Origin of the sequence: Aliiruegeria lutimaris (assembly GCF_900099935.1) — a bacterium.
Classification (GTDB): Bacteria; Pseudomonadota; Alphaproteobacteria; order Rhodobacterales; family Rhodobacteraceae; genus Tropicimonas; species Tropicimonas lutimaris.
Genome location: NZ_FNEK01000025.1, coordinates 1 through 12,964, shown reverse-complemented (window position 1 = coordinate 12,964; position 12,964 = coordinate 1). Strand labels below are relative to the sequence as shown.

Annotated in this window: 13 protein-coding genes and 1 pseudogene; 11 read left to right on the top strand and 3 right to left on the bottom strand. The window is 58.2% G+C overall.

Annotation, left to right across the window (positions count from 1 at the left end):
- Positions 1–83 precede the first annotated feature (83 nt).
- The 4 genes from BLR85_RS13175 to BLR85_RS13160 all read left to right on the top strand — a co-directional run bounded on the left by BLR85_RS13175 (position 84) and on the right by BLR85_RS13160 (position 2,712).
- On the top strand, positions 84–494 hold the full coding sequence (locus BLR85_RS13175; protein WP_093156609.1) for a c-type cytochrome: 411 nt from the start codon (positions 84–86) through the stop codon (positions 492–494).
- 36 nt (positions 495–530) lie between these two features.
- The gene (locus BLR85_RS13170) at positions 531–1,139 is read left to right on the top strand and encodes an HdeD family acid-resistance protein (protein WP_093156606.1); all 609 of its coding nucleotides are present in this window, start codon (positions 531–533) and stop codon (positions 1,137–1,139) included.
- A 109-nt stretch (positions 1,140–1,248) separates the two neighbouring features.
- Positions 1,249–1,674: a hypothetical protein gene (locus tag BLR85_RS13165; protein ID WP_093156599.1), complete on the top strand. Its 426-nt coding sequence runs from the start codon at positions 1,249–1,251 to the stop codon at positions 1,672–1,674.
- A gap of 138 nt (positions 1,675–1,812) precedes the next feature.
- The gene (locus tag BLR85_RS13160) at positions 1,813–2,712 is read left to right on the top strand and encodes a DUF1186 domain-containing protein (protein WP_170844564.1); all 900 of its coding nucleotides are present in this window, start codon (positions 1,813–1,815) and stop codon (positions 2,710–2,712) included.
- 68 nt (positions 2,713–2,780) lie between these two features.
- Here BLR85_RS13160 and BLR85_RS29875 read toward each other — a convergent pair.
- Positions 2,781–3,035, bottom strand: a pseudogene (locus BLR85_RS29875) (tyrosine-type recombinase/integrase); the annotation flags it as partial.
- Between the two features lie 442 nt (positions 3,036–3,477).
- On the opposite strand from BLR85_RS29875, the gene BLR85_RS13150 reads away from it, so the two are divergent.
- From BLR85_RS13150 to BLR85_RS13125, 6 genes are all read left to right on the top strand, one after another.
- Positions 3,478–4,470: an aldo/keto reductase gene (locus BLR85_RS13150; protein WP_093156594.1), complete on the top strand. Its 993-nt coding sequence runs from the start codon at positions 3,478–3,480 to the stop codon at positions 4,468–4,470.
- Positions 4,471–4,600: 130 nt separating this feature from the next.
- Positions 4,601–5,725 carry a metallophosphoesterase family protein gene (locus BLR85_RS13145; RefSeq protein WP_093156591.1) on the top strand — a complete coding sequence of 375 codons (1,125 nt, stop codon included), beginning with the start codon at positions 4,601–4,603 and terminating at the stop codon, positions 5,723–5,725.
- Positions 5,725–8,319, top strand: coding sequence for an AAA family ATPase (locus tag BLR85_RS13140; protein WP_093156589.1), 2,595 nt, complete (start codon positions 5,725–5,727; stop codon positions 8,317–8,319). Before BLR85_RS13145 ends, BLR85_RS13140 begins: the two co-directional genes overlap by 1 nt.
- A 70-nt stretch (positions 8,320–8,389) precedes the next feature.
- Complete coding sequence (locus BLR85_RS13135; RefSeq protein ID WP_093156586.1) at positions 8,390–9,109, top strand: META domain-containing protein; 720 nt, start codon at positions 8,390–8,392, stop codon at positions 9,107–9,109.
- A 70-nt stretch (positions 9,110–9,179) separates the two neighbouring features.
- Complete coding sequence (locus BLR85_RS13130; RefSeq protein WP_093156583.1) at positions 9,180–9,677, top strand: lactoylglutathione lyase family protein; 498 nt, start codon at positions 9,180–9,182, stop codon at positions 9,675–9,677.
- Between the two features lie 68 nt (positions 9,678–9,745).
- The gene (locus BLR85_RS13125; protein WP_093156581.1) at positions 9,746–10,243 is read left to right on the top strand and encodes a hypothetical protein; all 498 of its coding nucleotides are present in this window, start codon (positions 9,746–9,748) and stop codon (positions 10,241–10,243) included.
- Positions 10,244–10,272: 29 nt separating this feature from the next.
- Here the strand turns inward: BLR85_RS13125 and BLR85_RS13120 are convergent, their stop codons facing one another.
- Positions 10,273–11,847, bottom strand: coding sequence for a GTPase family protein (locus BLR85_RS13120; protein ID WP_093156578.1), 1,575 nt, complete (start codon positions 11,845–11,847; stop codon positions 10,273–10,275).
- Complete coding sequence (locus BLR85_RS13115) at positions 11,825–12,535, bottom strand: YcjF family protein (protein ID WP_093156575.1); 711 nt, start codon at positions 12,533–12,535, stop codon at positions 11,825–11,827. The genes BLR85_RS13120 and BLR85_RS13115 overlap by 23 nt, the downstream gene beginning before the upstream one ends.
- Positions 12,536–12,728: 193 nt before the next feature.
- Here BLR85_RS13115 and BLR85_RS13110 point away from each other — a divergent pair.
- On the top strand, positions 12,729–12,964 hold a 236-nt coding region (locus tag BLR85_RS13110), incomplete at its 3' end, for a transposase (protein WP_139188387.1).

Below are 12,964 nucleotides of genomic sequence, written 5' to 3'. Positions count from 1 at the left end.
ATTGATTCTATCAAAAGTGGCTCGACCAACCACCGGTGCGAAGTTCGGACAATGCTGCTAACGTCTCTACGGAGGTGAACCAAATGCTCGTTCGAGTAATCACTGCTTTATTCGCAGCGGTCGGCGCAGGTGCGGTCTCGGCCCAGGTCGCAGATCCTGACGCCGGGCGAGACATCTTCATGTCGTACTGCGTACAGTGCCATGGGTTCGACGGAGAGGGCGCCGGACCAATGGCCGAACTGCTAAACGTCATCACTCCAGACCTGACGATTCTCGCCAAAGGCAACGGCGGCGTCTTCCCGACCGCAGAGGTCGCGATGAAGATCGATGGTCGATCGCTTGTGCTCGCGCATGGCGGAGACATGCCGCTGTTCGGACCGTTTTTCGATGTTGGAACCGACGTGATCATTCGATTGCCGAGCGGGCAGTCGATGATGATGAACCAGACGCTGGCCGATCTGATCAGCTATCTGGAGACGTTGCAGGCGCAATGAGCGCACTACGTCCATATCCGCACTAAGAGGACACCCATGAAACCGCCTGAGCAACTCGAAGCTGAGATAGTCGATCCCGAGCAAACCCATGCCCGAGAACTGCTGAGCGACAGACTGGCCGGCCTGTGGTGGACCTTCGTGCTGCGGGGAATCCTTGCCGGGGTTGTTGGCATTGCCGCCCTTTTCTGGCCGACCGGCAGCATCTCCCTCTTGCTTCAACTCGTCGGCGTGCTGTTGCTTCTGGACGGCGCACTGACCTTGTTCGGCTTCGGTCGCAAGGGCGCTGCAGGAGGCGTCGGGATCGGGGCAATCCTGATCGGCCTGGTGCTCCTGATCTGGCCCGAGGGAACGGCGCGGTTTGCCTTCTTCCTTCTTGGCGCCTGGGCGTTGTTTATCGGCATCGGGTCTCTGATCACCTGGTGGCAAATGCCCGAATGGGACCCCGAACGCTCAACCGCACGCGGCGTCGGGTTACTGGCGTCGCTTGTCGGGTTGGTGCTCATCTTCTGGCCTGGATCAGGGTTGGTGGCTCTCGGCTGGGCGATCGCATTTGCTGCGATTGCAATCGCCGCTGTGATGTTCTGGCTGGCAACGCGGTTCAAGCGGGCGAATGAACGGCTACAGATGCGGGTCGTTAATCGGTAGCGGCCGAGAGCGTGCACAACGATCTTGCCGGTGGTGTTGCAACGACGCCAGCTCCTAAGGCGAAACACGTTCTTTGGATTCCGGTCGGGAGCACGCTAGGTCTTTCTGCATGAGACTGGTTTTGCTGTTGACCTTTGCGCCTTTCCAGGCGCTGGCATGGGAGTTTTCCCCAACGCCCATCTGCACGCTGTCTCATAAAACAGACGAGGCCAAACTGGTGATCACTCACGATCCCGCCGTTCCGGAATATCGGTTGGAGATAAATCTGAACGGGGACTCCTGGGCCACGAGTGGAACATTTGGCATTGCCTTCCAGGGCGGCGCAAAACTTACGATCGGCACCAACCGACACCGAACAGATGGCTCAACGCTGAGCGTCGCTGATAGCGGCTTTGGAAACGTGCTCGATGGGCTGGAGTTCAACGGCACCGCGACGGCCTTCACCGAAAGCCAGACCGTTGCGTTTTCTCTTGCTGGTGCCCAGCAGCCGGTCCGCGACTTTCGCGACTGTTCCGAGAGCTTTCGCCTGTCTTAGCCGGGTCTTCCCGATAGAGTTGGATCAGATTCGCAGGTGCCTCTGCGCTGGTCGGCAGGCATTGGCCGATGCGGTATGGCGTTTGTCCCACGGGTCCAGTTCCGACAATCGAGTTCGTCTCTTTGCGAGGTATCGAGCATGACACCGACAGAAATCATGGAAGCACTGGCAGAACCGGGACCGCTGCCGCGCAAGGCCATGGAAGCGGCTGGGCGGTCCAGAGAGGCAATGATCTTTGAGTTTCTGGCCTGCATCGAACGGCTTCAGACGGCCGATACAGACACCGCGCTGAAAAGCGACCTAAATGCGTTTCTCTTCGTCTACTACCTGCTTGGGGAATGGTGTGATCCGCGAAGCTACCGTCCTCTTGTGAGCCTGCTGAGGTGCAATCCCGACCTGCTAGAGACTGTGCTTGGGGACGCGCTTACCGAAGCAACCGCTCGGGTCGTGGCCGGCGTTTGCGACGGAGACCTTCAACCAATCTTCGACGCCGCATGTGATGAAACGGCCGACGAATTTGTCCGTTCGCAGATGTTTGACGCAATGACCGCGCTTGCCCTCTCAGACCCGTCAAAGCGATCCCAGGTCTATGAGTTTCTTAGCAATTTCGAAGGCCCCAGAACGAAGGATTCAGAGGCGTCCATACTCAGTGCGTGGGCGTTTTCCATTGCCGCGCTCGGGCTCTCTGATTTGAAACCAGCGGTGCGAAAGATCTACGGCGCTGGCCGGATACCGCCAGACGACAGCGATTTCCCGTATTTCGAACGTTGCCTTGAACAAACACTTTCCGCAGGCCGACCGCTCTGGTTCGAGCGACGGCGTGTCGGCCAGCCTATCGACAGCGCGATTGACGAGTTGTCCGGCTGGTACTGCTTCTCGCCGGAGTTTCTTGAGAGCAAGTCGGACGGTTCCGCACGGACTGGAGATTCGCTTGGGCTATCGAGCGACACATTTCAGACCGTGCTGCCGAAAGTAGGCCGGAATGATCCTTGCCCTTGCGGCAGCGGCAAGAAGTACAAAAAGTGTTGTCTGCACTAACTGTTACGCTTCGGTAAATCTGATAATGTTCTTTCCCGACCGCATTTGACGGATACGGTATTGGCCGTTCACCTCGTCCGGCGGCGCAGCTCCTCACACACTGTCGCCATCGCCGGCCTAAGGGCCTCAATTGACGGTTTGGTGTATCGCTGGCCAGTAATCGAGAGCGGCGTATGGTTGAGCAATCGACCGACAATCTCTTCCAGCACGCCGGCCTCCATTGCCACGGTGGCGAAGGTACGCCGATTAGTGTGCGGGCTCCATTCCATCCGTGTTGGCGTTGTCAATCGCCCAGACATCCAGAGCGTCGATACAGCGATCCAGAGAAGAGTGCTGCTTGTCCCGTTCAACGTGACGATCTCTGAGCATGAACAGGATACCGAACTCGAGAAACGGCGGATACACCAACGCCAAGACGAACACGGCAAGAAGCTTCAAGGGGATTGAACTACGCCCTTGGCATCCATCTCAATCGATTTCCACCTGCTTCGATCTGTGACACTTGTGACAGGATTAAGGAAATCGCCCTCCGTTTTCCATCAGTCGAAGGCTTCGGTTGAAAGTCTCGAACCTATCACATGTGCCGCGCGTCCAGAGAGACCAAAATTCACTTGGCAATCTCAGAAAACTTCAGTGTTTTGCCAAGAATTTAGCCAATCAACCTCCCTATTTTTGGTTCAAGCAATTGCCCATAGAAATGGGGTTGGACAAGTTGGTAGATAGGCAGAAGCCTTCTCTTTAATCGCAATGTACGGGAGGTCCCCGATGAAAACGACACGGCTTGGGCCCGATGGCCCCGAGGTCTCGCAGTTCGGGATCGGCGCAATGTCCTTCGCGGGCCTCTACGGCGACGCGACGGTCGAAGAAAGCCATGCCGTTTTGGACGCCTGTCGCAACGCGGGCGTTACCCACATCGACACGGCGAATGTCTATGGGAACGGGCGCTCAGAAGAGATCATAGGCAGTTGGTTTGCAGCCAATCCAGCCGCTCGGGACGAGATGGCGTTGGCTACGAAAGCTGGGATCACACGGGATCCGAAACGTCGATTCAACAATGATGCCGAGCATCTGGAGGCGTCACTGGATCAAAGCCTGGAGAGATTGGGAGTCGATCACGTCGATCTGTTCTACGTCCATCGCTATGACCGTGCCCACAGCCCCGAGGAGGTTGCTGGATCGCTGAAGCGTCTTATCGATTCAGGCAAAACCAAGGCCGTGGGCTTCTCAGAAATCGCCCCAAGCACACTCCGTCGGGCCTCCTCGGAATGCCCAATCGCGGCGGTCCAATCCGAGTACTCTCTTTCAACGCGTGCGCCTGAGCTTGGTCTCGTTCAGACCTGCGCGGAGCTTGGTACAACGCTCGTCGCCTTCTCACCGGTCGGTCGCGCCTTCCTTACCGATGATCCGTTCAGCTTTGAGCGCGCGCAATCCATGGCCTTCACAAAATCCAATCCGCGCTTCATCGAACCAAACTACACTGCAAACATTTCGGCGACGGATCGGCTGCGGGCGCTTGCAACCGAGATAGGAGAACCCACTGCCGCGCTTGCCATTGCATGGCTGATCTCGCGAGGGGATCACGTCCTTCCAATCCCCGGAACCAAGAACACGGCCCACCTCGCAGAGCTCGTTCGCGGCACTGAAATCACCTTGTCAGAAGATGCTCTAGACGAGATCGACAAGGCGCTCCCCGTCGGTTGGGCGCATGGTGATCGATACAATGCAACACAGTGGGAGGGGCCTGAGAGATTCTGTTGAGCCCGGCTTCAAAACCAGAACGTATCGAGTCTCTGTCGCGGAGCTGCGCCACGGGTAATCTCCTGTAGAGACATTATTTTCTTTTGGAATCCAACTTGAGAACGATCACGAAAGGTGAAATCCCACAGACATGCCCAGCATTCGATTTGTTCACACTTCCGACCTTCACCTCGGCAAGCGTTTTGGCACCATGCCGGATACGATCCGCAGCAGGCTGGTCGAGGCACGACACGAGTCCATTGCTCGGGTTGCGGACGTTGCACGATCACGCGATGCAAGACATGTCCTCGTAGCGGGCGACACATTCGACACCGAAACTCCCTCGGACAATGTGCGTGTTCAGGCCTTAGCCGCGATGGGATCCGATCCGGATCTGAGCTGGTGGATCATCCCCGGAAACCACGACAGTCTCTCGGCTGAAACCCTCTGGGAACGGGTGGAAGTGGATGCGCCCTCGAATGTCCGTGTCCTGACGAAGCCAGAACTGGTGGAAATTGCACCCCAGGTATTTCTGCTGCCCGCCCCGCTCCCGCATCGTTTTCCGGGTAGAGATCTCACCGATTGGATGCCTAGTGCGGAATCTTCGGAAGGAGCGCTTCGAATTGGCCTGGCGCATGGGCGCGTGCAGAGCTTTCATGAGGATGCGGATACGCGGGACATCATCCCCCCCAATCGTGCGGCCAGTGCCGGTTTGGACTATCTTGCTCTGGGCGATTGGCATGGAGCCCTGACAGTCGATCAACGCACGCACTACTCCGGAACGCCTGAACGGGATCGGTTCAAGCACAATGGGCCGGGATCCTGCCTTGTTGTGACGCTCGACGGTGGAACACCCGAGATTGAAACTATCGAGACCGGACGCTTTGACTGGCAGGACGTGGACCTGACCCTGACTCCGGATGCCGATGTCGGCACCCTCCTGTCTGCTCATGTACCAGAAGACGCCGTAAAGCGTCGGGACATGTTGCTGACGATCCGAGCCAACGGCACCCTCCGTTTGCCTGAAAAGGGTAAGTTGATTACCTCCGGAAAGTCCGTCGCCGACAGCTTTGGGCTTTTCAGATTGCTCACAGACGACCTGACGACCGAAGTCGAAGCGGGTGATCTGGACGCCATCGCGACGGGTGGAGCCCTGCGAAGCGCTGCGGACCTTCTTCGAAACGAAGCGGAGAACGAGGCTGCCAGTGAGACTGATCGGCTGATCGCAGCACGAGCTCTCGACCGACTGTGGACTCTCGCCCAGGAGGACGTGTGATGCAGATCCATTCGATCCGCCTGGAAAACGTTCGCCGCTTCACCGATCCGGTGGAGATCACAGATATTGGTCCTGGCCTCAACGTGCTGTCCGCACATAACGAGCACGGCAAGTCGACGATCTTCGATGCGCTGCACGCGGCGTTCTTCCTTGATCGGAAATCCATGCGGGCCGATGTCGCCTCCCTGATCCCGCATGCTGGCGGCGATCCCGAGGTGACCGTCTCATTCTCGACGGCGGCGGGCCGCTGGAAACTGCTTAAACGCTGGAGCCGGACGGCCAGCCGCAAGGAAGTAAAGCTTTGGAAGGACGACGTGCTTGTCGGCCAGGAGGACCAGGCCGAGTCCATGCTCTCAGACATTCTGAAAGCTCCCAAAGCGGGCGGGCCAGCAGGCCTCCTTTGGGTACGCCAGGGTCTTGTCGGACTGGAGGAGAAGGGAGATGAGCAGAATGTGCGGCGAGATCTGCTGTCGTCTGTCACTGGCGAGGTTGAGGCCATGACTGGTGGGCGCAAGATGGACGGTATTCGCGCAGGCGTTAAGGAGTCTCTTGCCCGGTATCTCACGAGCACAGGGCGTCCGAAGAAGGACGGTGATCTGGCACGGGCGCAGGACAGACTGGAAGACCTTGACCAACGCCATTCGTCTTTGAAATCAGCCGTCGACGACCTCAGCAACGATCTGGGCGACCGACGCCGTCTTCGTGGAGAACTGGAGGAGCTTGAGGAACCCGAGGAGAGAGAGCGCAGGTCTGCTGCCCTGAAAGAGGCCGAGACAGCATTGGCCGATGCCGAACGTGCTACCGAAAAGCTGAATGCAGCACGGGAAACAGCAGCACGTGCCAAAGCCCAGGTCGCGGGAACGGAGGAACGCCTTGATCGGTTGACCAAGGCCATCAGTGAACGCGATCTTGCCGAGGAAGCGTTGCGGTTGGCCCAACAATCGGCGGATCCGGCCAAAGAAAGATTGGCAGCAGCCGAAACAGCATTCGATAACGCGAACAGGTTTCAAAAGGCCGCTGAAGTTTCCACAGACGCCGCTCGGGCGGTGCTGAAGGCCGCAACGCTTGCGAAACTGGCTGCATCCTCTGAGGCGCGACGGACTGAGTTGCGGGAAGTTCTGTCTGCGGCAGAGGCTGCACGCAAAGATCTCGAGAAAGCCAATGCGGACATCGTACTCGGACCAGATACAAAGACGGTCGAACGGATTGCCAAACTCGCGCAAGCTTTGGAAGTTGCACGCATTGGTGCGGAGGCGTCCGCACCATCCGTGACCGTTTCCTATACCGGCGATGGCCGCGTTCGCAGAGATGGTGAGGCATTGAAGGAAGATACCCGCATTGCCTTGCCGAACGGCGCCGATCTGGAGATCGACGGAGTTGGCCGCTTACTGGTCCAACCTGGCTCGGACGCCACCACCGATGCAGTCAGCAGAGCGGAAAGGGCTCTGTCGGATGCTCTCGAGGTAGCAGGTTTCGCTGATCGCGCATCGCTGGACGAGGCGGTCAAATCCCGTGTCGAGGCGGAGGATCGTGCTCGCAACGCCAGTGCCAACCTGAAGGCGGCTGCGCCGGATGGTATCGAGGCGCTTCAGGCACAGATCGCGGCCATTCCGGAACCCGCCGAAAGTGACGAAGATCTGCCGACTGTTGGCGAGGCTGAAGCGGCAGAAGCCATGGCCATCGAAGCGCTGTCAGACGCGAACGTGGAATTGGAAAAAGCGCGTACGGAGAAAGATCTCGCACACAGGGAGGTGACACGCGCTTCAACGGAGCTTGCGGCAGCAAGTGAACGTAATGCCCGCGCCACCCAGGCCTTGGAGAGTTCGTCCGATCCCGAAAAGGAGGCGAAGGACCTAGAGGAAGAACTTACGAAATTCCGGGGGGAGCTGGCAAATGCCATTGAAGATCGGGTTACGCTGGAGGCCAACACCCCCGACGTGTCGGCGCTGAAGATCACGCGTGACCGGGCGAGAACCGCCATCGAAAACGCGCGCATCAGGGTTGAAGACATTCGTGTCAGACTGGCTGAACTGGATACCCGGATCCGGGCCCTGGCGTCGGACGCCGTTGAAGAGGAACTTGCCGACGTCGTGGAGAAACGTGATCAGGCGCGCGCAACCCTGACGTCCATCGAAACCGAAGTCGCGGTTCTCCGCAAACTCCTGGATGCCCTGGATGCGGCTCGCGAAGAGGCCCGTGAACGCTACGTTGAGCCGGTCCTCAAAGAGTTGCGCCCGCTGATCGACCTGCTCTGGCCAGAGGCCGAACTTCAGATCGACGCGGAAACGGTGATGCCGACCAAGCTCGTGCGGCGCGGCACCGAGGAAGACTTCGACGTGTTGTCAGGCGGCACTCGTGAACAGATCGCGCTTCTTGTTCGCCTGGCCTTTGCGCAGATGCTGGCGAAAGACGGCAGACCTGCTCCTGTCATTCTTGATGATGCCATCGTTTACACCGACGATGAACGCATCGAGACGATGTTTGACACGCTTAACAGGCAGGCGCTGGATTTCCAGGTCATCGTGTTCTCCTGTCGGCAGCGCGCATTCCGCGACCTTGGTGGAACGCAGTTGAGCATTGAGACGGCGGCTTAGATGCGAGAGCAAGCGTAGTGGCGCCCGGCGCTGACGTCTTGGCAGGCGAAAATCGTGGAGGGATTTCCGGATGAACAGAACGGTCCTTGCGTTCATACTTCTTCTCCCCATCCTGGCTGCGCAACCCACCCTGGTTGAAGCCGACGCGACCGGCCCTGACTACCTCGCGGTCGTCGACGTATCGTCGGACGAAACGTTGAACATGCGAGTTGGCCCCTCTGCTGATTTCCCGAAGATCGGTGAACTCCCGCACGATGCGGATGGCGTTGCGAACCTTGGGTGCATCGGAGGCCTGACATTTGCAGATTGGTCAGAAGCGTCTGAGGAGGAACGCGAAGCATCAAGTTTCAAGAGATGGTGCCTTGTTGGATATGATCGCCTGGTCGGATGGTCATCCGGACGGTTTCTGACCGAAGGCACCCACACCGACCGCTTTCGGGCGGGACAGGCTCTTTCCGACATGCAAGGCTCGGTATGGCGAGCGACATGGATTGGCGGACGTCCGGTCGACGATGAACTGATTGTCAGGTTCGGATCGGATGGGCGCTTCGGAGGAAGCGGTGGTTGCAATCAGCTCATGGGGTCCTTCCAACAAGACCGTGACACGATCTCTGTTGGTCAGATCGCAACAACCAGAAGTTTGTGCGCACAAGACGTTATGGAAACTGAAGCGGAGTTCATCGAGCTGCTGGAGAGCGCAGCGCGTGTTTCAGCCCACCATCTCGTCATGGTCTTGCTCTCAAGTGACTCGGAGATACTTTCTCAATTTGCACGCACGGACTGGGACTAGCTGACCAGAACAATGCCCTTCGTCGCGCGAAGACATGCATTTCGACTGGCACCTGAACAGGAGATATACGATGACGGCGAACACATTCTCACACATTGGCATCACCGTGCCGGATCTGGATCGTGCCGTTGATTTCTACACCAAGGCCTTCGGTTTCTACACCATCATGCCACCAACCGAAGTGGAGCGTGACGACAGTGCCATCGGGCAGATGTGCGACGACGTTTTCGGCTCAGGTTGGAGCAAGTTTCGCATCGCACATCTTTCGACCGGTGATGGCATTGGGATCGAGTTGTTCGAATTTCCCAACACCGAGCAGGAGGACCGTCCGTTCGAGTACTGGCGCCCAGGTCTCTTCCACTTCTGCATTCAGGACGAAAACCTGGAGGAGCGCGTGAAGGTCATCGAGTCCTTGGGAGGCAGGCAGCGCATGCAGCAGGTCCGGAAATATTACCCAGGAGAGAAGCCTTACAGGATGGTCTATTGCGAAGACCCGTTCGGGAACATCTTTGAACTCTATAGCCACTCCTATGAGCTGACTTACTCCGCTGGAGCCTATCAGGACTAGGGCAAGACAAATGCCGAGACCGTTGGATCGGTGACACAAACCAAACTTTGAACAAAAGGGCGAAATCAATGAAAGTCTTGATCGGAGCGGCCATCGGCGGAGCACTCGTGTTCGCAGTATTCTTCTTCATGAACCAGCCGGAACCGACTCCCGAAGAACGGCTCGAGGAAGCGGCGCAGCAAGCCGGAGAGGCCACCAAGGATGCCGTTGATGCTCTAAAGGACGCCGCCAACGAGGCGACCGGCGCGCTTGCGGAGGACTTGAGTAAGTCAGCGGAAGAGATTGCCGGTCAACTTGAAGCTGCCAGCGCCGACCTCTCCGCCCGGATTTCCAGTTCGTCGGCTGAAGCTCAGGCAGCGTTGGATCAGATGATTTCGGACTGGAAAGCAACCGGCATCCTGACCGACGAAGGTATCGACTTTGACAAGGCCAATGAGGCGATAACAAGCAGTGATTTGCCGGACGAGGCCAAGTCTCAACTGGCGCTGGTTCTGAACTTCCTCAAGAGCGCTCCCGGAGCGTTTGATGCACGCCTGAACGAGGTCGAAGAAACTCTGCAAAAATAGGGCTGTGACGGCACTAACCCTTGCATCCATCAGGGACTGGAAGGCCCAGATCCACTGTCTCCACTTACGCCTCTCTTCGCGATCCTTGCTCCGGCTTTCACGACTTCCCAGGCTCCGCTTCCCGAGCGTTTGAGGTTGGTGGAAATACCATCTGTTCGTGCCTCTCGTCTTGCTCTGTTTCGCTGAGTTTTCAGACCATCGGCATAGAGCCCGATCAAGGCTCGGCGTATGGACGCAATGTTCCAGGGGGTCGCGCCAGTCGAGGCCGGGATAGGTTTCTGGATCTCCAGCTCATTGGCGGCAGCGTTGCAGGCGTCTTCGAACCTGTCACGCACTTCGGCGGGTAGCGCGTGTTCCGCGTACGGCCAGATCGGGGCAAGCTTGTCCACGAATGTGAGTACGAACAGAACTGGCGGTTGGAGGCGCTCCGGTTCGTTCTCGAAGTGCTCATTGAACAGCTTCAGTGAGGCCCTGTCGATCTCCCGGCTCGGCCTGTTCGCTCTCAGAACCCAGACGACGACATCTGCGTCTGCCGCTTCTTCCGCGACCTGCTTCGCAATCTTGATGCTGCCATCCAGGCCGGGCGTGTCGAGAATCCTGAAGCTCGCATCGTCGACGGCGACCTCATGGATCGTTGGCGCATCGGTCGTCGGTAGAACATCAACCTCGGCAATGTCCTGACCAGTCAGCTGATTGATCAGGCTCGACTTGCCCGTACTGATCTGACCCACGAAAGCGACCCTGAGCGCGCTGTCGGGGCGCGCCAGACGGCGTCTGTCCCCAGAGATCTCCTCGAGTTGGATTTCCAGAAGCTCCTGGTCGGATAGCCGGAGGTTGTCCGAATACAGATCCACAGCCACCTGGCCGACGACCTCGAAGAGTGCTCTCTGCATTTCGAGCAGGAGTTCCCTGGAGACCGAAATACCAAGGTAGTCCTGCGACGACCTCCAGACCTCACTGATCACGCCGTGCACCGGGTTCGTCAGGAACCGCTGAGCCCGCCAGAGAACCGAACCGGTCTCAAAGACGTTTTGCAGGGTCTGCCGGTTTCGCCAGGCCTGCGCCGGGCGATACAGGGAAATCGCATCAACATATGGAACATGCCTTTTGAGGATACGCCGATAGCGGCTTGGGACCTGTTCAGCGAAGAGGAGAAACTCCGGAAGCGTTGCGTCGAAGCAATCTCTTCGGGAATCCTTGAACTGCCTTGCTGCCGTCTCGACAACGGAAACGGCGAGATCCTGGGCAGCCCCAAGGTCTTCGATAGGGTCAACCAGGTTCTCAGCGATGTGGGCGCATACGGCATCGTAGGCCGTCTTCTGGCGGTCGTTCCACTCTGGATCGGGAGCGACTTGCAGTTCCGTCAGATCCTCGGAGGGCTGACCGGTCTCCTCAGAACTCTGATTACCCAGAGTCCGATGGATCACCGCCACAAGGACCACGAAGCCCGCGATCGTCGCCACGAAGGGCAGCAGCAGCCCGTTTTCCCGGAGCCAGACCCAGCCCAAGATGAAGACCGCCAAAAGCGGGAGCCCTACACCAACAAATGCCAGGACAACCTCGGCCTTCAGGAGTAGTTCCTTAATCCTTCCGCGCTGTCTCATGCCCTGCGCCTCTAAGTGCCTTCTCGAATACGGCCTTTAGCTCGTCGTGAGTGATCTCCTCGTTCTGATCGCTCTTGAACAGGTAGTAGGCAGCCGCACGCCCCAATGCGTAGGTCGTGGAAAAACTGATCGCAGCTGCCGACGCAGCGCCGATGGTTTGTCCCCATCCCGGTACTAGCTTGGCCGCCTGACGAACCCCCAGGCTTGCAGTGAACCTGAGCACTGTGCTCGCCCCCAGCGTCCCGGCGAAGCCCAGGGTCATCTTGCGGGTCCACTCAGCGCCGTGATGCTTGCCAATGCTACGAAGCATCGTGCCCTGGATCGCCGGGACTCCAATGAGACCTACAGCCGGTGCCACATCGACCGCACCTGCTGCGGTCGCGAACTTCAGGATCATCGGTCTCGCTTCCTTGAACGCCATGGATTCAGCGTCGCGACCGTCTTCCCGCAGCTTGGAATATGCGACCAGTGGAAGCCATTGTGAGAGCAGATCGAGGACTTCGCTTGTATCGGAGTCCTTTCCCAGCGAGGTTTGAGCTGATGGAAGGTCCGTCTCGGCAGCTTTCTCAAAAATCTTCTGGTTGGACAGACGGGCCCGCTTTCTCTCCTGGTCGTTATCGATCAGGTCTGCACCGGTGTGGACGACCCCGACCGGCGTCTGTGGGCTTTCTGCCAGAATGTCAGCCAATATCTCTGCAATCTCTCCCTGGACCGGATCGTCTTTGCGCGCGACAACAAGGAGGGCGTGACTTCTGCCAGCACATTGCGCGATGTCCTCGCGGGGATCGTATCCAACCTGTCTGACGTCAGCACCCGACGGAGAGATTTAGGGGTTTGAGCAACGGAGGGTTCTGGTTCATCGAAGCTGATAAGGAGCGAAGATGAACAAGAAACCCGGAACATCGAAGGATTCCGCTGACAGGCTGGTCAGGGGGATCAAGCGGAAGACTCGCAAGCATTACTCATCGGAAGAGAAGATCCGCATCGTGCTGGCTGGTCTTCGTGGCGAGGAAAGTATCGCCGCGCTTTGCCGCCGTGAGGGGATCGCCGAGAGCCTGTACTACGCCTGGTCGAAGGAATTTCTTGAAGCCGGGAAGCGGCGGCTGGCTGGCGATAC